We start from the raw sequence: 21,819 nt of genomic DNA on the forward strand, positions 1-21,819 counted from the left end.
TTTTATGAGTATTGAAATATTACCTGCGCGCTTAGCAAACCAAATTGCCGCAGGTGAAGTCGTTGAACGGCCAGCCTCGGTAGTTAAAGAATTAGTAGAAAATAGCCTTGACGCCGGTGCTACACGTATTCAGATTGACATTGAACGTGGCGGTCACAAACTCATTCGTATTCGTGATAATGGAGTGGGAATTGCAAAAGCTGAGCTTACTTTAGCGCTTTCTCGTCACGCGACCAGTAAATTAAAATCACTGGATGATTTAGAAAATATTTGTTCTCTTGGCTTCAGAGGTGAAGCCTTAGCTTCTATTAGCTCGGTATCTCGCTTAACTTTGAGTTCAAAACCTAGAGATCAAGAAGCCGCATGGCAAGCCTATGCACAAGGCCGCGATATGGCGGTAGAAGTAAAGCCAATAGCGCACCCTGATGGCACAACAATTGAAGTTAAAGATTTATTTTTTAACACCCCAGCGAGACGTAAGTTTTTACGCACCGAAAAAACCGAATTTAGTCATATTGATGAGCTTATTAAGCGTATTGCGCTGAGCCGTTTTGATGTATCAATTACATTGACCCATAATGAAAAAGTGGTGCGCCAGTATCGCGCTAAAACTGATCCCGCTCAAGCGATTACGCGAGTCGCACAAGTGGCGGGTAAAGCGTTTGCCGAGCAAGGATTGCATATTCAATCGGGTGAGGCTGGGTTGCAACTACACGGTTGGGTATTGCCAGTTGGATCGGCTAATACTACTCAGTATACCTATGTGAATAATCGCATGATGCGCGACAAACTTATTTTGCATGCTATTCGTCAAGCATTTGAAGAGGTCAGTGGCGAGCAAGAACTTCCTGGATTTGTGATTTACATTGATATAGACCCACGCCAAGTGGATGTTAATGTGCACCCGGCAAAGCATGAGGTACGTTTTCATCAAGGTCGTTTGGTACATGACTTTATTTTACAAGCTATTAAACAAGTTGTGGTGCCACTTCAAGCTGAGTTTGTTAATTCGCCAGCCGCTCACGCTCATCATTCACCAGTTACATCGTTTAACCAAGAACACACTTGCAGTAGTGAACTTTTTGATTATCCTAAGTCGTCATTACAACCAAGTCATTCGCCATCTACAAGTAGTGCCTCTTATGGTGGCAGTCGTCAAGGTGGGGGTAGACAGGTGCGTACTGAAAGCCAAAATTACCATGATGTGAATGCGTTTTATCAGGGCGTGAATGAGCAACAAGCGCAGCACTTTGATACTGCGGCAGCATTTGTACAATCTAATGAGACGCAAGTATCAGATACAGCACTGCGTACTGTCGATATAATAAGCATTGAACAGGGCGTTTGCGTGTTCAATGATGAAAATCAACTTTATTGTTCACACTTTAAATACGCATTAGCGGATGATTGGCATACACAAATAAAAGAGCACGGCAGCCTTGAAGGTAAAGCACTCCTATTGCCAGTGCGTGTTAACGTATCAAAACAAGACACGGAGCTTCTTGCTGCTCAGCAGTCTTGGTTTACCTTACTAGGTTTTGAGTTATTAATAGAAAAGCAGTTTGTTATGGTAAAGAAGCTGCCTACAAGTCTGTACTTATTAGATGTAAGTGCTGCAATAGATGCATTGCTTGAGGGATGTAAGGCTCAGTTAGAAAGTATTGAGCAGTGGCTACAATGGCTGGTGAGTATCATTCCCGCTCGGTTTTATGCAAGTAATGCCTTTTTAGCTCAGCAAGCGCGCTTGCAAAATAATCCGCAAACAATTGAACGCTTGCGAGAAAAAGCAGTTAAAATAGATCTAAATTCTTATCTAACGCAATTTTAATTAAGGTATTCGTGTTGAGTAATTTACCGGTCATATTTTTAATGGGCCCGACCGCCGCTGGTAAAACAGCATTGGCAATTTCATTGTGTGAGCATTTAAATACTGAAATAATTAGTGTTGATTCTGCGCTTATTTATAAAGGTATGGATATTGGTACTGCCAAGCCTGATGCAGAAGAGTTGCGACGTGCTCCACATCATTTAATTGACTTACTTGATCCGAGTGAAACGTATTCGGTTGCTGACTTTAGACGTGATGCCATCGAAAAAATTGATAAATTTCATCAACAAGGTAAAGTACCTGTATTAGTTGGAGGTACAATGATGTACTTCAAAGCACTTATTGATGGGTTGTCGCCTTTACCTGAAGCGGATGAAAAAATTAGAACACAGCTTGAAAAACAAGCTAAACAACATGGCTGGCCTTATTTATATAAAGAGCTAGTTGAAGTTGATCCTCAAGCCGCACAAAAGATAAGTGAAAATGATTCTCAGCGAATTAATCGTGCGTTGGAAGTATACCGTATAACAGGTAAAACGATGACTGAATTGCAAAAGCAAAAACAGCCAGTATTACCCTATACTTTTCATCAATTTGCTATCGCACCTGATGAGCGCAGTGAATTACATCGTCGAATTGAAGAAAGGTTTAAAATAATGATTGCACAGGGGTTTGAAAAAGAAGTTTCGACCCTATATCTACGTGAGGATTTACATCCCAATATGCCTTCTATTCGTTGTGTAGGTTATAGACAGATGTGGGATTACCTTGCGGGTGAAATTACGCATGATGAAATGATTTTTCGCGGCATCGCAGCCACACGTCAACTGGCTAAACGTCAATTAACGTGGTTAAGAAGCTGGCCTGACGTTACATGGTTAACAACAGGCGATGAAGAAAACTTGCATCGTGTAGTAAGTTCGCTAAGCTAGTAGTAGTTGGACAAAATTTAGTTTTACTAAATCGGTTCAGCCACTTAATTATAATAACACCTAGAACGAAGGAATAATAACATGGCAAAAGGCCAATCGTTACAAGACCCATTTTTAAATGCACTACGCCGTGAGCGCATTCCAGTATCAATTTTTTTGGTAAATGGCATAAAGTTACAAGGTAAGATTCAGTCATTTGACCAATTTGTAATTTTACTGGAAAACACTGTTAACCAAATGGTGTATAAACATGCAATTTCAACAGTTGTACCTGCACGCGCAGTCAACTTCCAAGGTGTACAAGGAAATGAAGACACTGAAGAACCTGAAGCTGGAAACTTTTAAATTAGGAGCGTAATGCTTGTTTGACCGCTATGAATCTGGCGAACAGGCAATTTTAGTCCATATCGACTTACCTAAAGAAGGGGATCGTGAAGATCTCCACGAATTAGAAATGTTGGTATCTTCTGCTGGTGTTAGCAGTTTGGCGGTTGTGCAAGGCAGCCGTCAAGCGCCACATCCTAAGCTATTTGTCGGTACCGGCAAAGCAGAAGAAATAGCTGAAATTGTCAAAATCCACAATGCCGATGTTGTCATTTTTAACCATCAGTTAAGTCCGTCTCAAGAACGTAATTTAGAGCGTGTTTGCCAATGTCGGGTGCTTGATAGAACCACACTTATTCTTGATATTTTTGCTCAACGCGCACGTACTCATGAAGGTAAACTTCAAGTTGAGTTAGCGCAGCTTCGTCATATGTCTACACGTTTGATCCGCGGCTGGACTCACCTTGAACGCCAAAAGGGCGGAATTGGTTTACGTGGCCCTGGTGAGACGCAGTTAGAAACCGATCGGCGCTTGTTACGCGCACGTATTAAAAATATTCGTGCACGCTTGGCTAAAGTTGCCGTTCAGCGCGAGCAAGGTAGACGTGCCCGTACGCGCAACGAAATACCCACGGTGTCTTTAGTTGGTTATACAAATGCGGGTAAATCAACCTTATTTAACCGCATTACAAATTCTGATGTGTATGCTGCTGATCAGTTGTTTGCAACACTAGACCCAACCTTACGCAAATTAGATATTGGCGATGTTGGTTCGGTTATTTTAGCGGATACTGTAGGGTTTATTCGCCACTTACCGCATGACTTAGTGGCTGCATTTAAAGCAACGCTGACAGAAACGCGAGAGGCTGATTTACAATTACACGTGATAGATGTAGCCGACCCTCGTCGAAAAGAAAATATTGAACAGGTACAAGAAGTACTCAAAGAAATTGAAGCTGACGATGTACCGCAATTACTTGTATACAACAAAATTGATGCGCTGGATGATGTAACCCCACGTATTGATCGCGATGACGAAGGTCAACCTATAAGGGTATGGTTATCAGCAAAAACAGGTGAAGGTTGCGAGCTGTTAAGTGAGGCTATTAGTGACCTACTAGTTAAAAAGATGTTGAGCGAAACTTTACTACTGGCACCTCAGTATGGACGTTTAAGAGCATCGTTATTTAATTTAAGTGCAGTACACAATGAACGCTTCGATGAACAAGGTAATTGGCTGTTGGATGTACGGTTACCTATGGTTGAGTGGAACCGATTACTTAAAGATTTTGGTCCTGAAATTAATAGTTTTATTAACAGTGACTAAAAAATAAAAGATTAATGTCGGTTTTAGTATAAGAAATGCGGAAGATTTGTTAGATTTGACACAATTTCTTAATTTATTTAGATAACAATGGAGTATAGCTATGGCCTGGAATGAACCGGGTAATAATGGCAATGATAAAGATCCGTGGAATAATAAAGGCGGACGTGATCAGGGCCCACCAGATTTAGACGAGGTGTTCCGTAAATTTAGTAACAAGTTCAACGGACTATTTGGCGGTAAAAAATCCGGCAATAGTAGCGGCGGTGGACTTGGTGGAGCCGGTATTTCATTTATACTTGTTATTGCCTTTATTGTATGGGCATTAAGTGGTATTTACACTGTTAAAGAATCTGAGCGAGGAATTGTATTGCAATTTGGCCAGTACGATCGTATCGCAGATCCTGGTTTACGTTGGAAAATGACCTTTATTGAAACGGTTGTACCGATAGATATTGAAGCAGTGCGTTCTTTATCTACCTCTGGTTTTATGCTTACTGAGGATGAAAATCTTGTAAGTGTTGAATTTGAAGTGCAATACCGCGTTATTGACCCATTTACTTATAAATATAGTGTAACAAATGCTGATAGCAGCTTAGCTGAAGCTCTAGATAGTGCGCTTCGTTACGTTGTAGGCCATTCTAAAATGGACCAAGTGTTAACGGATGGCAGGGAAGTTGTGCGTCAAAATACCTGGGATGAACTCAATAAAATTATTGAACCATATAGCCTAGGATTAATTGTTACCGATGTTAACTTTAAAGATTCTCGTCCTCCTTCTCAGGTAAAAGATGCGTTTGATGATGCCATAGCAGCTCAAGAAGATGAGCAACGCTTTATTCGTGAAGCAGAAGCATATGCACGTGAAATTGAGCCTAGAGCACGCGGTCAAGTAAGCCGTATGACGCAAGAAGCTGAAGGTTACCAAGAGCGTATAACGCTTGAGGCACAAGGTGAAATTGCTCGTTTTGAGAAACTTCTACCTGAATACCAACTTGCTAAGCAAGTAACACGTGAGCGCTTATACATTGACACTATGCAAGAAGTACTGAGCAATAGCTCAAAAGTGTTAGTTGATGTTAAAGGTGGCAATAATATGATGTACTTACCGCTTGACAAAATTATGGAAAAGCAAGGTACAGCAACACGCGTAGCTCTACCAAGTTCAAGCGATATTAATGATTTACGTAATAAAGCAGATACGTCGCGCAACAGCAATGTTAACAGTGGTGGTGACCGCTTTAACAACGACCGCTTTAATGATGGGAGATAAGCATAATGAAAAACTTTAGTTTAGTCGTCTTAGTAGTTGCTATTGTTATGTCATTCTCATCAGTATTTGTTGTATCTGAAGGGGAAAGAGCAATTGTACTGCTGTTTAGCAAGGTACAAAAAGGTAGTAATGATGAGGCGGTTGTTTATGAACCGGGTTTAAACTTTAAAGTTCCGTTTTTTAGCCAAGTTAAAATTATAGATGCACGTATTCAAACCCTTGATGGTGCACCTGATCGATTTGTAACGAGTGAGAAAAAAGACTTAATTGTAGATTCGTTTGTGAAATGGCGCGTTGTCGATTTTAGTACCTTTTATTTACGTGCTCGTGGTGACAAGCAATACGCTGAAACATTACTTAAGCAAAAAGTAAACAATGGTTTACGTACCAACTTTGGTTCACGTACTATTCGTGAGATTGTCTCTGGTGAGCGTAGTGAGCTGATGGAAGAGGCGCTAGTGCAAGCATCGGAAAGTGCTGGCGAGTTAGGTATTGAAGTGCTTGATGTGCGCGTGAAGCAAATTAATTTACCACAAGAAGTCAGTGAGTCTATTTATCAACGTATGCGCGCTGAGCGAGACGCGGTAGCTAAAGAGCATCGCTCTGAAGGTAGAGAGCAGGCTGAAATTATTCGTGCGAACATCGATCGTCGTGTAACTGTTATGCTTGCTGATGCTGAGCGAAATGCACGCTCTGTACGTGGTCAAGGTGATGCTGATGCTGCAGCAATTTATGCAGGTGCTTACAATAAAGATCCTGAATTCTTTAGCTTTGTTCGCTCTTTAGAGGCTTACAAGCAAACTTTCAAAGGCAAGCAAGACGTGATGGTGTTATCACCTGATAGCGATTTCTTCCAATATATGAAAGGCGCTAAAGTACAGTAAATTCTACTTTGCATGATTTTGAAAAGCCCTGCAATTGTAGGGCTTTTTGTTATCTGATTTTAGGATTATAAATGACTGTTATTTATGTGGTTATTAGCTAAACATCGATGTTTACTCAATGCACGAGGAAAAAATAAGCTAAACGGGGTGAACATTGCTTTAGTTTTCTGGTAAAATCTCGTCCTAATTTTCTACAAGTGAATTTGCAATGGGTAAAAACGTTGTTGTACTAGGCACCCAATGGGGTGACGAAGGTAAGGGTAAGGTAGTTGACCTCCTTACAGATAAAGCATCTTTAGTAGTTCGTTATCAAGGTGGTCATAATGCTGGCCATACCTTAGTGATCGACGGTGAAAAGACAGTTCTACACCTTATTCCATCGGGTGTATTACGTGACAATGTTAAATGTGTGATTGGTAATGGTGTTGTTTTATCACCAGAAGCGCTAATGAAAGAAATTGGTATGCTTGAAGAGCGTGGCGTCCCTGTACGCGAACGTCTTTTGATCAGTGAAGCATGTCCGCTAATATTGCCTTTCCATGTTGCATTAGATGTAGCTCGCGAAACAGCGCGAGGCGATAAGCCAATCGGTACAACGGGTCGTGGTATCGGTCCAGCGTATGAAGATAAAGTAGCACGTCGTGGTTTACGTGTTGGCGATTTATTTAATCCTGAATTATTTGCGGCTAAGTTAAAAGAAGTATTGGAATACCACAACTTCACATTAGTGAACTACTACAAAGTAGATGCAGTAGATTTTCAAAAAACGTTTGATGACGCAATGGCTGTTGCTGACATCTTAAAAGCAATGGTGGTTGATGTAACTGAGCTTCTAGATCAAACGCGTAAAGCCGGTGACAACATCTTATTTGAAGGTGCACAAGGTACATTACTTGATATCGATCACGGTACTTACCCTTATGTTACATCTTCAAACACTACTGCTGGTGGCGTTGCTACAGGTGCGGGTTTTGGTCCATTACACCTTGATTATGTATTAGGTATCATTAAGGCATACACAACACGTGTAGGCTCAGGTCCTTTCCCTACAGAGCTATACGACGGTCTTGAAAAACAAGATCCAGTAGGTAAGCATTTAGGTGATAAAGGTCATGAGTTTGGCGCTACTACTGGTCGTTTACGTCGTACTGGCTGGTTAGATGCAGTGGCTATGCGCCGCGCAGTTCAAATCAATAGCATTTCAGGATTTTGTTTAACTAAACTTGACGTTTTAGATGGTTTAGAAACACTTAAAATTTGTACTGGTTATAAGCTTGAAGATGGTACAGTGACTAATGTAACGCCATTGGCTGCTGAAGGTTACGATAAAGTGACGCCAGTATACGAAGAAATGCCTGGTTGGTCTGAAAATACAGTGGGTGTAACAACGCTTGAGGGCTTACCAAAAGCTGCGATTGACTACATTAAACGTATTGAAGAAATTACGGGTGTACCTGTTGATATTATTTCTACAGGCCCAGACCGTGTTGAAACCATGATACTTCGTAGCCCATTTGCATAATTGGGTTTATGTTGAAAAGAAGCTGCCATGTGCAGCTTTTTTTATGTCTATAAAAAAGCATACCTATTAATAGTGGAACGATCTTTGTATATTATTTGGTAAGTTTATTTTTAAAGTGGTTAATATGCGTTTATCTTCTCGTTGCTCAGTGTGGTCATTATCACTACTTACACTGTCTTTATTTAATATAAGCAATAGCTTAGCTGAAGAAAGCCCTGCAGCTGTGCCGCTGTATACTGAATCTGAGTTAATCGCTCTAATTAATGAGAATACTCATTTGGCCCGCGTAAAGGCAGATGATTGCCAGTTAGTACAAGACATAGAAGCGCGAGCCAATAAAATGGCATTACCGTCCTACCAATTTTTATACGGTGATATGCTCGCTTATAAGGTCTGTGTTGAACGTGATGTAGCGCTAGGTGTGTATTACATGAAAAAAGCGGCTGAGCAGGGCTTAGCGGCGGCATTAGAGCAGTTAGGGCGCTACTATGATGTAGGGCAGCTGGTACAAAAAGATAAAGCGATGGCAATTACTTACTTACGTGAGGCATCAGCACAAGGTAATTTAAAAGCGCAATTACGATTAGTCGGCTTGTTTAATCAAGGCTATGGTAGTCCAAGGGACTTTGAAGATGCTTATCGTTGGCTGTTTAACACCACGGTAGCCGATAAAGCGACACATAATAAAATAGAGCGAGCATTAACTAAACTTGCTGAAAAAATGCCAGCTAGTGTCGTAACCCGAGCGCGCTTACCTAGGTAACCTAAACTCTAAATAATAAACCTATTTCAAGCGGCTATTTTGAGTACTAACTGCGTTGAATTTACTTGCAATAGGCCAGCTATTGACGCGAAAATTCGCTTTTTTCACTGAAAATCTCTGGCTAGAGAAAATAAACCTAATTATGACTATGATTTAGTATGTTAGTAAATCCTTAACCAGAGTTCAGTCTATGTAAATAAAAAAGCGAGAGTGCTTTTTTAGCACTCTCGCTTTTTAGTTATTACTCGTCTTTTTTATTGTCTTTGGCTTTGTTATTGACCGGATCTTTTAATAGCGATATTTTAGGCGGTTGCAATGCAACTACTCGTTCACCCTCTTGTGGTGGCTTTTCCATATCACTGGTAAAAGGCCTCATTTTCACTGGTGCGTCTTCATCACTGTCTTTATCCCCTTTGAGAATAAACAGCGGGATCGCTTCAGCATTCATTTCTAAATACTGCTGCCAGCTAAACTCTTCCGATATTCGGGTTGCACTCACCTTGCCGCCTTTGGCAATAACGCTACTTAAACGGGCGTATGATCCGTTTTCACCAAACAGAATTTGCCGTGATAAAAAGGTCGCGCTGTCTTTATTTGCTTTGGCATGCGAAGAAGATGAGCGTAGTGAAAATACATTCTTTTCATTTAATAAATGAGAAAAATACTGCACACCTAGTGCGTTGTGGTGGCGATTAGGTGAAAGCGCTAAAACACTGCGAATAGTGGTTAAAGGTAAATAACGTTCAGCATGCTCCGATTGCGGGTTACCGTAATAACAAGGCAGGCCATCCATACGCGCCATTCTGCAGTTCTCCCAAGCAGGATCTGATAGATGAACAGGAATATTTTGCTCTTTTAAGCCACGTGCAATTGCACGCGATACATGGTTGGCACCAATGATTAAAATAGTATTAGGAGAGGGTTGACGCACTCCGAGCAATTTAGCAACAGGGATAGCCGTTAAGCTTTGCAGTACCACAGTAACAATAATGACGGTAAATATAAGTGGCACCATTTTTTCGGCATCGGCCACACCTGCTTCCATCATACTCAGTGCAAATACAGAACCAACGGCTGCTGCAACAATACCGCGAGGCGCAATCCAAGCAAGTACTAAGCGCGATTTCATCGGTAAATCTGTGCCGAATGTTGAAATGGCAATACACAACGGGCGGGCAATAAATAATACGATAGCTAAAAATATAAACACATCACTGTCGAGCATCATTAAGTCAGAGAGTTGTAATCTTGCGGCTAATAAAATAAATAAAGTCGAGATTAAAATCATCGACAAATCTTCTTTAAACTCGAGTACCGAATCTATTTCCAAGTCATCTTGATTAGCTAACCAAATGCCAAACACCGTCACAGCCAGTAAGCCTGACTCATGGCTTATGTAGTTTGAAATAGAAAAGCTAATTAATACCAACGCTAAAATACCAAACTTATGGAGCTCAAATGGCAACCATTCGCGGCGCATTAATTGCGTTGTGATCCAGCCCGACACCACACCAATACTCAAACCAACACCCACAGTTTTAACGAGTGCAATTATAGTGTGGCTAAATACTTCACCTTGACCAACCAACATGACGGCTTCAAACACTAATACTGCAAATAAAGCGCCTATAGGGTCAATTACTATGCCTTCCCAGCGTAAAATACGATCGATATCCTGGGTAGGTCGCATCGAGTTAAGTAATGGCGCAATAACCGTTGGCCCAGTCACTACCAGCACAGCGCCAAGCACTGCAGCTACTCGCCAATTTAACTCCAATAACCAATAAGCACTTAAGCTGATAACAACGCAGGTGGTGAGCATGCCAATGGAGCAAAGATTTCTTACGACCTTACTGATCCCTTTAAGCTCTCTAAAGTGTAAGGTTAATGATCCTTCAAATAAAATAACAGCGACGCTTAAAGACACGACAGGGAAAAGTAAATCACCTAATAAGGCATCTGGATCTAATACGCCACTAAATGGCCCTAATAAAAGCCCAGTAAGCAATAAAAACAGAATAGCGGGTACTTTGAATGCCCAAGCGACCCATTGGGCTAGCACTGAACACAGTGCAATACCGGCTAAATAAATTGCTGACATAGAGTAAAAACTCCTTAATATTAATAATGTTTGAAAGTATAACGATTAGTCCGCACTAATACAGTGGGTATACGCATGTAAATTAAATTTAGCTAATAAATATTAATTATTTATTTAGTGTTAATGCTGTTTTTAGCGGTGTTATCAAATTTATAGTCTGTATAACTACTATTTATAATGGTCTAACTTTATGATATTAAATGTAAAATATACTCACCTTACCAATGTCAACTTCATTAGCTTGAATTTTAGCCTTGATCTAAACCGCTATTTTAGCGTATTATATTTCGTGTTCTAACAATTTGTTATCTAATAAATTTTATTGTCTAATTAAATAAATATGTTAGATACACATATCTAAATACACTTAGTGGTTGTTTAGACTATGTTTTATAATGTTTGAACATAAGATATCATTTACCGAACTCTTTGGTATGGTTTTGCTTAAGGTGTTTATTTGCGTAATGCAGATAAATAAATGTTTGAGTTGAACTATTACCTTTCAATATTTAATCCCCATCGTGGCGGTTAAATCTCGGTCCTTAAGTCATCACCCTATCTGTTGGTGTACCAGACTTAAGAGGCTCTATGTATGTTGTTAATAAAAAAGCCGCACACAGCTTCTTACAGCGATACATAAACAACACTTTATATTCTTTTAGTTAGTACGAGCCAATTTTTTATTGGGTTAATGCTATTTATTTTTTGCATTGAATTTAAAACAATGGTTTTAGAGGCGGTGTACGTGTGTATAAAAAGTGTGGGCAATGATAAACAAATTCGACGCTGTGTTTTACACATAGCGACCTGGTTTCATTCATCTGTGGGATGAATATAAATAAAATGGAAAGTTGAGCATTTATGCAAAAGTTAAATTGGCGACGTATCGTACTTAAAGTGGGCAGCGCCTTAATCGCACCTGATCAAGATGGCTGTCGTTCACGTTACTTATTAACCATCGCACAGTTTATTGTTCACTGTCGCGCACGTGGTATTGAAGTTATTTTAGTTTCATCAGGCTCTGTGGCGGCAGGCTCACATTTATTTCCATCAGAGAAGCCGCGTTCAGTGGTAATGAAAAAAGCCATGGCGGCAGCAGGTCAAACTGAAATGATGGCGATGTGGGATCGTTTTTTTGATTTTCCTTCAGCGCAATTATTATTAACCCATGGTGATTTACGTGACCGCGAGCGTTACCAAAGTATTCGTGAAACAGTATTTACATTGCTAGAGCACGGTGTACTGCCTATCATTAATGAAAATGATGCGGTGACAACAGATGATTTAAAAGTAGGTGATAACGATAACTTATCAGCCATGGTTGCTGCCGCTGCGGATGCGGACGCATTAATGATTTTTTCAGATGTAGATGGCTTGTATGATAAAAATCCAAATTTACATGATGACGCTGTGTTACTGCCTGAAATAAAATCAATTGATGATTCTATTTATGCTATGGCAGGATGTGCTACCAGCGCTGTGGGAACCGGTGGCATGAAAACTAAAATTGAGGCAGCAGAAAAAGCCACCTCACATGGTATTGCAACCTACATTATTAATGGTTTTAAAGAAGAAACCTTTACTCGCTTATTAGCAGGTGAAAACCCAGGGAGTGTGTTCTTGCCTTATGAAAAACCAATGCAAGACTCTATCCACTGGATGACACATACTGCCAATGAGCAAGGTGAAGTGGTTGTTGATGGATCGTTTGATGATTCATTAGAAGGTGAAAGTGGCTGTTTACGTGGTGATGAAATTAGGGAAGTACATGGCGAATTTGCTGTGGGCGATACTATTTTAGTGCGAAGTGAAGATGGTACGCGTTTAGCTAAAGCCACAGCAAATTATAGTAGTTGCTTGTTAAACTTTATCGCAGATAACGAGCAGAGTGAATTCAGCGAAAAAATGCAGGATTCAATTGGACCAATTATTTCAGAAAAAGATATCGCATTATTGGAGAAGTCATGAGTTTAATTACGGACATATCACGCCAAGCAGCAAAAGCTGCACATACACTTGCTTTACTCGATACCGAGACTAAAAACAACGTGTTAACCGATATGGCAGCGGCATTAAGAGATCAAAAAGAATTTATAATCAAAGAAAACGAAAGTGACCTAAGCGCAGCCCGCGACAATAATTTAGCGGCATCAATGATAGATCGCCTAACGCTTAATGATGAACGCATTGAAGCGATGGCTGAAGGAATCGAAGTGATTGTTTCGCTGGATGATCCTGTTGGCCAGTTACGCGATATCACTGAACGGCCAAATGGCATTAAAATTCGTAAAATGCGTGTGCCACTTGGTGTGGTATGCATGATTTATGAAGCACGCCCTAATGTAACGGCTGATGCGGGTGCATTGTGCTTTAAATCAGGGAATGGGGTTATTTTACGCGGTGGTAAAGAAGCACTTAAAAGCTCGCAGGCGATTGCCAGTGTAATGCACAGCGTGCTTACTAAACATGGTTTGCCAACGGCGCTAATTTCAGTTATTCCAGATCCTGACCGTGCTTTACTAATGGAATTAATGCAGCAACGCGACAGTATTGATTTAATTATTCCACGTGGCGGTGAAGGGCTTATTAACTATGTAACAGAAAACAGCACAATTCCTGTTATTCAGCACTTTAAAGGCGTGTGTCATTTATACGTAGATAAAGATGCAGACTTAGAAGTGGCACTTAATCTACTACTTAACGGTAAAACTCAACGTACTGGCGTATGTAATGCCTTAGAAGGGTTAGTAGTACACCAAGATGTTGCTGATGAGTTTTTAAACCTGTGCGCGGTAGTGCTTCGCCAAGAAGGCGTAAAAATAAATGCTGATGCCAAAGCGGCTGAGTATTTTGATAATGCCACTGTGCTTGCAGATAACGAATTTGGTGAAGAATATTTAGATTTAGAAATTGCTATTCGTATAGTGCCAAGCTTTGATGCAGCCGTTGAGCACATTGCTCAATTTGGCTCAAATCATACCGAAGTTATCTGTACTAAAAACGATGCTGCGGCAGAGTTATTCCAACGTAGTGTGGATGCATCGGTTGTTATGGTTAATGCGTCATCACGTTTCTCTGATGGCTCACAACTAGGTTTAGGCGCCGAGATTGGTATTGCAACGACTAAGCTGCATGCTTATGGTCCTATGGGGCTTGAGTCACTAACGACTGAAAAGTATTTAGTCAATGGTGTTGGTCAAGTTCGCGAATAACTTACCCAACCTAATAAACGATAAAAATGCCGAGCTTTTGCTCGGCATTTTTGATCTCGATTTAGCAAAATCAAACAACTAAGCAAACATAAAGATTAAAACAGGGCAAAAAATTATTAACAGAGAAATTTATTTAGAATATAAAAATAAGGATATTACTTAAAGGAGAGAGTAGGAAAGTGGTGGAGCTAAGCAGGATCGAACTGCTGACCTCCTGCGTGCAAGGCAGGCGCTCTCCCAGCTGAGCTATAGCCCCACATTCCAAATTTACATGCTATGTAAATGCTTAAGTGCTGAGTCTTAAGCGGGATGAACTTTAAATATTTTTGCGTTTTTGGTCAAGTATTTTTTCACAAATTTGTCCGTTTTAACTAATTTTTGTTAAACTCAACCTCACTACTTAATAAAAACGACAATCAATAATGAAAAAATACGCGTTAATTTTCATGGTTTTTCTTTTTGGCTGTACCAGCTCGATTAATGAGCCGCCTTACGAAATTAATCAAAAACAGTTTTATGATGCTCTTGATGAACAAGGTAATAAGCTTTTTGCTTATGTGGTTTCTGTGAAGGCGAAGACGCGCGAGCAAATTAATCTCAATAAAAAGCTAACCCGAAGTGATATTGAGCGTTTTGCGGAGCAAGAGCATTTTGAAGAGTCGACTGTTTTAAAATTACAATTAGAAGATCAAGCCGTAGAGTTTCTTAGTAAAGAACTTGCACAGCGTAATTATTGTGAAGACAAGTATAAAATAAACGAGGTGTTATGGCGTGATTTAAGTGTGCAATTAAGAGGGCGTTGTTTGTAGTATGTTGGCGGATAAAGAAAAACTAGCGGCAGTGTTAACCCAGCTAAATATAGAGTATGACGTAATAGAGCATCCGGCGCTACATAGTAGTTTAGACGCCGATGAACTGATGGTGAATCGCCCTGGAACACGTTTAAAAAACCTATTTTTGCGTGACAACGAAGGTAAACGTCACTTTTTAGTGATCACCGCCCACGATAAACAGCTCGACTTAAAATTGCTCTCTAAGCAACAAGGGTTATCGCGCTTGGGGTTTGCCTCTAATGAGCGTTTAGCTAAGTATCTTAAAGTGGCGCCAGGGTGTGTGTCTATGCTCAGCTTAATGAACGATAAGCAATGCGATGTAACGCTCTGGCTTGACCAAGATATTTGGTTTGGTGAGTTATTCCATTGCCATCCGTTTGAAAACACTCAAACATGGCTATTAACTAAGCCTGATTTACTGCGCTTTTTTGATTTTACAGAGCATCAGCCACGGGTGATGTTTTTGCCATCGTGCTGAGCCCACATAATTAGGGCTAGTCCACACAAGCAAACCGCCAGTAATGTTGCCATAAATTCGGTTTGTCCATAGTGTTGATAAATCACCCCTGGTAATAATGAGCCTAGTGCACCGCCGCTGTAATAAAATGATACATAGCACCCATTGGTAACGCTTGGCGGTGCGTGACTGATTTTATTAACCAGTGGGGCCGCTGTGGAATGAATGACAAACATAGCGCCACAAAATAGCGTAAATGCAATTAAAAACAACAACAGAGAATGACTCATCAATAGCCCAATACTTAGGTTGTAAACGACGAATGCAGCGATAAGTAAACGCCATGCAGAGGTTACCTTTTTTAATAACCATGGGGTGAAAAAAGAAGCTAAAGCGCCAATTAAATAACCACTATAAACAATACCAATATCGCGCGTGTTATTAATTAAAAAGGTATTTTTTAAAATAAAGGGCAAGTAGTTTAATAGTGCGGCAAAACAAAAAAACATACAAAATATGGCTCCATAAAGTTTAATTGCAGAACCTTTTTTAAGTTGTTTAATATAATCTATCGGCGATAAAGCCTCGGTTGATTTAGTGCGATTAAAGCGTTTATGGGGAATACTTAATGCTAGAATTATCAGCATAGTAGCTATTAGGTAATAAAAACTCTGCCACGACCAAACATCACTAAAGAGCGCAGCCAATACTCGACCCAAATAGCCACCAACAATGGTACTGCCTATGTAAAGCGTCATCTTTTTTTGCAAGGTATCGGCTTGATAGTTCATACCAATAAAGCTGGTCATGGCGGTCAATGCGGCAGGCAAAGTCAGCCCTTGCAAAAATCGAACGAGTAACAGTAACTCAAAGCTAGGTGCATAAATAAATAATAAACAACTGATGCCGAGAAACAACATCGCAATGCGTAATATTAGTAACGGGTTTCGCTTAGCTAAAAATAGCCCGTACACCAAAGGAGCAATAGCTAGAGGCAACATAGTGGCTGTCATTAAGCTGCCTGCAACAGCGGGGGTAACATTAAATTCACTAGCAAATAAACTTAATAATGGCTGTGGTGCGTATAAAACAAAAAAAATAAAAACAGAACATATGAGTAAATGAGGAAAACGCATTAGCTACCATTTATATCGCTTAATAGTTATGTCGCATTATATGTAAAACTAACAGGGGTTTCATAAATTAATCTTTATTGCGCTAAATCATGCTTTGTTTTCAGGAGTTTGTTAGATTAATACCGATAGCGCTGTTATTTACGCTCGTTGGTGATTAAAATAACATTAATATTCGTTTTTAGTAGGAACACGCCATGGGGTCACTACAAGAGCAATTGCTCCAAGCTGGTTTAACAACATCACACAAAGCTAAAGTTGCTAAAACAGAAAAGCGCAAACAACAGAAAAAGCAAAAGAAGGGAGCGACGAGCAACCCGAACGATTTGCAAAAGCATATTCAGCAAACCAAGCTAGAGCAGCAACAAAAAGCAGAAGAACTTAATAAAGCGCGTCAAGAAGAGCTTAAGCAACGCGAGCAAGTTGCTCGTGTTAAGCAAATTTTAGAGCATCATAATCAAGAGTCGATTCGCGGTGAGCGCACCTTTAACTTCACTTATGAAAATAAAGTGAAAGGACTTGATGTGAATGAACAAACACAAAAATCGTTATCTGGCGGGCGTTTAGCTATTTGTGTATTAGAAGGTCAGTTTTACGTATTAGAAGACGAGCCTGCACGCAAAGTGGCTGAGGTTGATGAAAAGTATATTGTGTTTCATGTCGAACCTGAGAACAAAGCCAAGGACGAGGACGATCCGTACGCTGATTTTGAAGTACCAGACGATCTTATTTGGTAAGGTGTTATTAAGTATCTGCTCAGCTAAGGCAAGCTAGTATTTGTTTTATGAGGGATACACGTATTTGTTCTGATTGATCGTCAAACCTTACCAAGGACGTATGCTTTTTAAAGATTTATTGACTACAATAATCACAACCGTTTTTTTAACCGAAAAAAGAAGAGTAAATACAATGAGCAAGATAAAAATACTTTTATTAGGCGCGGGTATTAGTTTAGCCGCAAGTTTTTCATTTTCAGCAGTTGCTGCAGATGGCGCGGCACTGTACACAGCTAAAAATTGTCAAACATGTCATGGTGCAGAAGGTAAAGCACCTATTATGGCGATGTACCCTAAACTAAATGGTCAAAACAAAGAATATTTAGTAGCGCAAATGAAAGACATCAAGTCAGGCGCGCGTAATAACGGTATGTCTATGGCAATGAAAGCGATGACCGCCACTGTAACAGATGAAGAATTTGAAGCGATTGCCGATTACCTATCAAAAGTACAATAATCGCGAATGCAAATTAAAAAGAGCCACACCTTTGTGTGGCTTTTTTATTTGGTGATTGCCATCATGCTAATACTAATTTAGACTTCTAAACATCTACAATCACTAGCGCTATGCTGTGTTTTAAAAGGCTTGTTATGTTTGATTTACCCCAGTTCGATTTAAAAAATAAAGTATCAGAACAAGAGTGGCAACTACGTGTTGATTTAGCCGCATGTTATCGATTAGTTGACCATTTTCGCTGGGGGGATTTAATTTATACGCACCTTTCTGCTCGCCTACCGGGCACTGATCATTATTTAGTGAATGCCTTTGGTTTAACGTTTGATGAGATCACTGCATCTAACTTAGTCAAAGTAGATTTAAATGGCCGCATTATTGACGATACACCCTTTAATATTAACCCTGCAGGATTCACTATTCACAGTGCCATTCACGAAGTACGTGAGGATGCACATTGTGTTATACACCTGCACACCAAAGAAACCATTGCGGTTGCAACACAAAAAGAAGGGCTGTTACCGCTAAGTCAGTATGCAATGTTTTCATTGCCGTCTTTGTCTTACCATGGCTATGAAGGTTTGGCGGTAAATGACGATGAACGTAAACGCCTGCAAACAGATTTAGGCACTACCAACCATATGTTATTAGTGAACCATGGAGGCTTGACTGTTGGGTCTACAGTAGGCGATGCGTTTATGCACTTTTATGACCTTCAGCGTGCATGTGAAATACAGTTAGCCATTCAATCAAGTGCGCAAGAAGCGATTGCTGTGCCTCAAGCTATTATTGATAACATTTATAACCAAGCGAACGTTGTTCACAGCGGCAGTACGGGGGGGCAATTAGCATGGCCTGCCATGTTACGAAAAGCGTATCGTCTTGATCCTAGTTTTGCAAAATAACCCACTGAAGGTTAATAAGGAATTTTTATGAAAGTAAATCGCGTTGAGGTTTTTGATATTCATTGCCCTGATCGTCCTGCATGGACGCCGGTATTTGTTCGAATTCATACCGATGAAGGTATTAGCGGTGTGGGTGAAGCAGGCCTTGCGTACGACCTAGGACACAGTGCTGCAGCGGCAATGATTAAAGAAATGGCCGACGCCTTTTTGATTGGCCATGACCCGTTTCAAACTGAAAAGCTGTGGTCGCGTATGTTGCGCGAAAGTTTTTGGGGGTTAGGTGGTGGACCTGTGGTTTATGCAGCAATGAGTGCGATTGATACAGCGCTTTGGGATATAAAAGGTAAAGCATTGGGTTTACCGGTTTACCAATTGCTTGGCGGCAAAGTTAACGACAAATTACGTACTTATGCATCACAGCTACAGTTTGATTGGGACAGTGAATTTAAAGCCTTGGTGCAGCCACAAGAATATGCAGAAGCGGCACTTAAAGCGATTGCTGAAGGCTATGATGCGGTAAAGGTCGATCCAATTCAATATGATAAAGACGGCAACACCTATTACGATCGTACCAACATCATTTCTCGCCCAGAGATGAAGCTATACCGCGCACGCATGCAAGCTATCCGCGAAGCAGTGGGTGACGAAGTGGATATTATTTTTGAGTGTCATAGCTTACCAGGCGCGACATCGGCAATTCAAATTGGTGAAATTGCAGAAGAATTCGATTGTATGTATTTTGAAGAGCCAGTGAATTATTTAAATCACTCTCTACATGCAAAAGTGGCTGACAAAGTGGCTGTGCCTATTGCAGGCGGCGAGCGCTTGTATAATCGTTGGGGTGTGCGCCCGTATCTAGAAGATCAAAGTATTGACGTACTGCAGCCAGACATCGGCTTATGTGGTGGCTTTACCGAAACTAAAAAAGTATGCGATTACGCTGATATTTTTGATGTGCGTATTCAGGCGCACGTATGTGGTGGGCCGGTTGCAACTGCAGCATCATTGCATTTAGAGACCGCAATCCCTAACTTTTTAATTCACGAGCATCATACTTATGCGATTAAAAAGTGGAATAGAGAGCTATGCTTACAAGATCCACAACCTAAAAATGGCTTTTTTGAAGTATCAGAAGAGCCAGGTTTGGGAATTGAACTTAATGATGACATTGTCATGCGCTCACAACGCGTTGAGATAAAATAGTAATGAAGACCAATAAAAAGCCCAAAAGGGCTTTTTATTGGTTTAATTTGCATTTCACATTGGGTAGTGGTTCAGTGGCTTTACTATCTAAATGGCGTAAAAAACACAGATTTTTTTTGATTAGCAACTCAAAGCGATCGGGTCTATTGAGTTGCTTGCCCATAATTGGGTTACCATGTCCATCCCGCTGCTCCATTGCATCAGTCACTAAAAGGCTCCGCTGCATAAATACATCATTGTCTACAGCAATCGCATCACTATGCATCAACCGCGCAAGTCCCTGAGCGATGAGTTCGCTTTGTGGCTCAGTGAGTAAAGCATGTTGTAGTTTCGGTGTTAATTCTGAATTTGGAGCATTACAAGCTACTAGCAGCCATAAGAGACTAATACACATTAATTGCTGATAGAGGCTACGGTTTTTCATTGGCCTAAAATCCGATTATTATTAAATATATTATTAGCCCTATCATCTTCTATATGTGCTGAATCATTAGTTAAAGCTGGCACAAAGCCTTGTTTCCCGATAGTTGAGGATGCTGTAGGGCACAGGCCTGTACTTCGATAATTAAGCGCCGCGGCAAGCATGGCCTCGTTTGGATCACCAAGTTTATGAGTAAAGTCATCTGCCACAGCGCAGCCTGGAATCATCACAGGTTGAAATTCACTTTGAGTACTATTTTTTGGTGCAAAACCATCCGAGTATTCACCAAAGCCTTTATTATTTACACCGGTAAACTGAATGGTGAAATAGGTAGTACCGCAATTATCAGCTGGGTAAAAACCGTAAGGCTTACCGCAGGTATTACCACCAATTTGTATTACCTCTACTTCAGCGCCGCGTAAGCCATTAATAACAGCTTCACTTGCTGAACAGGTATTATCTGTGGTTAATACAAAAACCCGATCTAGATTTAAGCTTGGTAGAGGGGTACCCGGCGTTAAAGCTGGGTTATCTGCAAAACCGACAAATTCATCAGTAAATAGCAGTGGCTTTAAGCGCTCCCCTGTAATAGGGTTAAAATTAGGGTGTTGGTCGTTAAAAATCGTTTGCTCGAATATTTTACCTTGAGTATTAGTACGTCCTGCAACCATATAGGCCACCTGACTGGCCATTTGTAAAAAACCACCACCATTGTAGCGCATATCTATTATTAGCTCTTTCACTTCGCTGGCTACTAAGTTATTAAAGGTATCGAAAAGTTGCTTTTCAGCTACAGCATTATGGCTATTAAATAAAAAATAACCTACTTCACCATTGGCAAAAGTTGTCAGTTTTTTTACCGGTTGAGCGGAAATACTTTGCGATGTAAACGTTACATCAAATACATCACCAGTGTTTATATCACGAAATACAAACTGAGTTTGTTTACCATTTTCACGAGGAAATAAACCGGCATTAATAGTGTCTACTTCAGCTTGCGAATTAGCGTTTATAAAATCGATGCCATCAACTTCTAACAGCTCATAACCGCGGCTTAAACCAAAGTTACTGGCAGGAGTATCAGACTCTGTATCGCTAATTATTGCCTGACGAGGTGCACTGGGACTAAGCAGCTTTATTTTAAAGCCATAACCAAAACTCACTCCTGACTGACTCTGTGCTTTCCATTGTTCAGTTGGTAGGTTGGAATGAAAATTATCTTTCTTAGCACCTGAATCTGTAAGTTGCTCAGTTTTTAAAAGATCAAAGTAATTGATAACACCGGTTGTTTTTGCAGGGTCGCGATCAATTATTTCATCATACCATAAATACGTTTCGTTGCTCCAAGAGCGTAACCAGTGCTTTTCGTTTAATGCTTGGCATTGTTGATAAAAGTTACTGGAGGGTTGAAATACACCTTGAGTCCAATTGATACTTTTTCCGTTCTCTGGGGTATTATCGGTCATTGAGCTGC

General features: G+C 40.4%; 20 protein-coding genes and 1 tRNA gene. 16 read left to right on the top strand and 5 right to left on the bottom strand.

The features are described from left to right. Positions 1–4 precede the first annotated feature (4 nt). The 8 genes from mutL to KG708_RS12765 all read left to right on the top strand — a co-directional run bounded on the left by mutL (position 5) and on the right by KG708_RS12765 (position 8,850). Complete coding sequence (gene mutL / locus KG708_RS12730) at positions 5–1,828, top strand: DNA mismatch repair endonuclease MutL (protein ID WP_213610320.1); 1,824 nt, start codon at positions 5–7, stop codon at positions 1,826–1,828. 14 nt (positions 1,829–1,842) lie between these two features. Further along, a complete protein-coding gene (gene miaA, locus KG708_RS12735) occupies positions 1,843–2,760 on the top strand; it encodes a tRNA (adenosine(37)-N6)-dimethylallyltransferase MiaA (protein WP_213610322.1) in 918 nt (305 codons plus the stop codon). An 81-nt stretch (positions 2,761–2,841) separates the two neighbouring features. After that, the gene (hfq, locus tag KG708_RS12740; RefSeq protein ID WP_013466026.1) at positions 2,842–3,105 is read left to right on the top strand and encodes an RNA chaperone Hfq; all 264 of its coding nucleotides are present in this window, start codon (positions 2,842–2,844) and stop codon (positions 3,103–3,105) included. A 16-nt stretch (positions 3,106–3,121) separates the two neighbouring features. After that, positions 3,122–4,411: a ribosome rescue GTPase HflX gene (gene hflX / locus KG708_RS12745; protein WP_213610324.1), complete on the top strand. Its 1,290-nt coding sequence runs from the start codon at positions 3,122–3,124 to the stop codon at positions 4,409–4,411. 100 nt (positions 4,412–4,511) lie between these two features. Beyond that, positions 4,512–5,681 carry an FtsH protease activity modulator HflK gene (hflK, locus tag KG708_RS12750; RefSeq protein ID WP_213610326.1) on the top strand — a complete coding sequence of 390 codons (1,170 nt, stop codon included), beginning with the start codon at positions 4,512–4,514 and terminating at the stop codon, positions 5,679–5,681. A 5-nt stretch (positions 5,682–5,686) separates the two neighbouring features. Next, positions 5,687–6,565, top strand: coding sequence for a protease modulator HflC (hflC, locus tag KG708_RS12755; RefSeq protein WP_213610328.1), 879 nt, complete (start codon positions 5,687–5,689; stop codon positions 6,563–6,565). Positions 6,566–6,773: 208 nt separating this feature from the next. Continuing rightward, the gene (locus tag KG708_RS12760; protein WP_213610330.1) at positions 6,774–8,087 is read left to right on the top strand and encodes an adenylosuccinate synthase; all 1,314 of its coding nucleotides are present in this window, start codon (positions 6,774–6,776) and stop codon (positions 8,085–8,087) included. Between the two features lie 124 nt (positions 8,088–8,211). Continuing rightward, positions 8,212–8,850: an SEL1-like repeat protein gene (locus KG708_RS12765; protein ID WP_213610332.1), complete on the top strand. Its 639-nt coding sequence runs from the start codon at positions 8,212–8,214 to the stop codon at positions 8,848–8,850. Between the two features lie 241 nt (positions 8,851–9,091). Here KG708_RS12765 and KG708_RS12770 read toward each other — a convergent pair whose 3' ends face one another. Beyond that, positions 9,092–10,951: a sodium:proton antiporter gene (locus tag KG708_RS12770; protein ID WP_213610334.1), complete on the bottom strand. Its 1,860-nt coding sequence runs from the start codon at positions 10,949–10,951 to the stop codon at positions 9,092–9,094. Positions 10,952–11,812: 861 nt separating this feature from the next. Here KG708_RS12770 and proB point away from each other — a divergent pair. Together proB and KG708_RS12780 are read left to right on the top strand one after the other, a co-directional pair. After that, complete coding sequence (proB, locus tag KG708_RS12775) at positions 11,813–12,919, top strand: glutamate 5-kinase (protein ID WP_213610336.1); 1,107 nt, start codon at positions 11,813–11,815, stop codon at positions 12,917–12,919. Then, positions 12,916–14,163 (top strand): glutamate-5-semialdehyde dehydrogenase, encoded by a 1,248-nt coding sequence (locus KG708_RS12780; protein WP_024601938.1) that lies wholly within the window; start codon positions 12,916–12,918, stop codon positions 14,161–14,163. The genes proB and KG708_RS12780 overlap by 4 nt, the downstream gene beginning before the upstream one ends. A 180-nt stretch (positions 14,164–14,343) precedes the next feature. Here KG708_RS12780 and KG708_RS12785 read toward each other — a convergent pair. Continuing rightward, a tRNA-Ala gene (locus tag KG708_RS12785) sits at positions 14,344–14,419 on the bottom strand. A 166-nt stretch (positions 14,420–14,585) separates the two neighbouring features. Here KG708_RS12785 and KG708_RS12790 point away from each other — a divergent pair. Further along, on the top strand, positions 14,586–14,972 hold the full coding sequence (locus tag KG708_RS12790; RefSeq protein WP_213610337.1) for a hypothetical protein: 387 nt from the start codon (positions 14,586–14,588) through the stop codon (positions 14,970–14,972). A gap of 1 nt (position 14,973) precedes the next feature. Beyond that, entirely contained in the window at positions 14,974–15,474 is a 501-nt protein-coding gene (locus KG708_RS12795) for a prolyl-tRNA synthetase associated domain-containing protein (protein ID WP_213610338.1), read from the top strand. Here the strand turns inward: KG708_RS12795 and KG708_RS12800 are convergent. Beyond that, on the bottom strand, positions 15,441–16,589 hold the full coding sequence (locus KG708_RS12800; protein WP_213610339.1) for an MFS transporter: 1,149 nt from the start codon (positions 16,587–16,589) through the stop codon (positions 15,441–15,443). The genes KG708_RS12795 and KG708_RS12800 overlap by 34 nt on opposite strands. Positions 16,590–16,783: 194 nt before the next feature. On the opposite strand from KG708_RS12800, the gene KG708_RS12805 reads away from it, so the two are divergent. The 4 genes from KG708_RS12805 to KG708_RS12820 all read left to right on the top strand — a co-directional run bounded on the left by KG708_RS12805 (position 16,784) and on the right by KG708_RS12820 (position 19,924). Beyond that, positions 16,784–17,323, top strand: a complete 540-nt coding sequence (locus tag KG708_RS12805) for a DUF2058 domain-containing protein (RefSeq protein ID WP_213610340.1) — start codon at positions 16,784–16,786, stop codon at positions 17,321–17,323. Between the two features lie 172 nt (positions 17,324–17,495). Beyond that, the gene (locus KG708_RS12810) at positions 17,496–17,819 is read left to right on the top strand and encodes a c-type cytochrome (protein WP_213610341.1); all 324 of its coding nucleotides are present in this window, start codon (positions 17,496–17,498) and stop codon (positions 17,817–17,819) included. 134 nt (positions 17,820–17,953) lie between these two features. After that, entirely contained in the window at positions 17,954–18,721 is a 768-nt protein-coding gene (locus KG708_RS12815) for a class II aldolase/adducin family protein (RefSeq protein WP_213610342.1), read from the top strand. Between the two features lie 27 nt (positions 18,722–18,748). Next, complete coding sequence (locus KG708_RS12820; protein ID WP_213610344.1) at positions 18,749–19,924, top strand: mandelate racemase/muconate lactonizing enzyme family protein; 1,176 nt, start codon at positions 18,749–18,751, stop codon at positions 19,922–19,924. Between the two features lie 34 nt (positions 19,925–19,958). Here KG708_RS12820 and KG708_RS12825 read toward each other — a convergent pair whose 3' ends face one another. Both KG708_RS12825 and KG708_RS12830 read right to left on the bottom strand, forming a co-directional pair. Continuing rightward, positions 19,959–20,348 (bottom strand): hypothetical protein, encoded by a 390-nt coding sequence (locus tag KG708_RS12825; protein WP_301003427.1) that lies wholly within the window; start codon positions 20,346–20,348, stop codon positions 19,959–19,961. Continuing rightward, positions 20,345–21,811, bottom strand: a complete 1,467-nt coding sequence (locus KG708_RS12830) for a S41 family peptidase (protein ID WP_301003428.1) — start codon at positions 21,809–21,811, stop codon at positions 20,345–20,347. The genes KG708_RS12825 and KG708_RS12830 overlap by 4 nt, the downstream gene beginning before the upstream one ends. Between the last annotated feature and the right edge of the window lie 8 nt (positions 21,812–21,819).

The organism is Pseudoalteromonas sp. (genome assembly GCF_018402495.1).
Taxonomy (GTDB): domain Bacteria; phylum Pseudomonadota; class Gammaproteobacteria; order Enterobacterales; family Alteromonadaceae; genus Pseudoalteromonas.

Coding starts and splice junctions, on each gene's coding strand:
- mutL (WP_213610320.1), top strand. CDS start 5: ATGAGTATTGAAATATTACCTGCGCGCTTAGCAAACCAAATTGCCGCA.
- hfq (WP_013466026.1), top strand. CDS start 2,842: ATGGCAAAAGGCCAATCGTTACAAGACCCATTTTTAAATGCACTACGC.
- hflK (WP_213610326.1), top strand. CDS start 4,512: ATGGCCTGGAATGAACCGGGTAATAATGGCAATGATAAAGATCCGTGG.
- hflC (WP_213610328.1), top strand. CDS start 5,687: ATGAAAAACTTTAGTTTAGTCGTCTTAGTAGTTGCTATTGTTATGTCA.
- KG708_RS12760 (WP_213610330.1), top strand. CDS start 6,774: ATGGGTAAAAACGTTGTTGTACTAGGCACCCAATGGGGTGACGAAGGT.
- KG708_RS12765 (WP_213610332.1), top strand. CDS start 8,212: ATGCGTTTATCTTCTCGTTGCTCAGTGTGGTCATTATCACTACTTACA.
- KG708_RS12770 (WP_213610334.1), bottom strand. CDS start 10,951: ATGTCAGCAATTTATTTAGCCGGTATTGCACTGTGTTCAGTGCTAGCC.
- proB (WP_213610336.1), top strand. CDS start 11,813: ATGCAAAAGTTAAATTGGCGACGTATCGTACTTAAAGTGGGCAGCGCC.
- KG708_RS12780 (WP_024601938.1), top strand. CDS start 12,916: ATGAGTTTAATTACGGACATATCACGCCAAGCAGCAAAAGCTGCACAT.
- KG708_RS12790 (WP_213610337.1), top strand. CDS start 14,586: ATGAAAAAATACGCGTTAATTTTCATGGTTTTTCTTTTTGGCTGTACC.
- KG708_RS12795 (WP_213610338.1), top strand. CDS start 14,974: ATGTTGGCGGATAAAGAAAAACTAGCGGCAGTGTTAACCCAGCTAAAT.
- KG708_RS12800 (WP_213610339.1), bottom strand. CDS start 16,589: ATGCGTTTTCCTCATTTACTCATATGTTCTGTTTTTATTTTTTTTGTT.
- KG708_RS12805 (WP_213610340.1), top strand. CDS start 16,784: ATGGGGTCACTACAAGAGCAATTGCTCCAAGCTGGTTTAACAACATCA.
- KG708_RS12810 (WP_213610341.1), top strand. CDS start 17,496: ATGAGCAAGATAAAAATACTTTTATTAGGCGCGGGTATTAGTTTAGCC.
- KG708_RS12815 (WP_213610342.1), top strand. CDS start 17,954: ATGTTTGATTTACCCCAGTTCGATTTAAAAAATAAAGTATCAGAACAA.
- KG708_RS12820 (WP_213610344.1), top strand. CDS start 18,749: ATGAAAGTAAATCGCGTTGAGGTTTTTGATATTCATTGCCCTGATCGT.
- KG708_RS12825 (WP_301003427.1), bottom strand. CDS start 20,348: ATGAAAAACCGTAGCCTCTATCAGCAATTAATGTGTATTAGTCTCTTA.
- KG708_RS12830 (WP_301003428.1), bottom strand. CDS start 21,811: ATGACCGATAATACCCCAGAGAACGGAAAAAGTATCAATTGGACTCAA.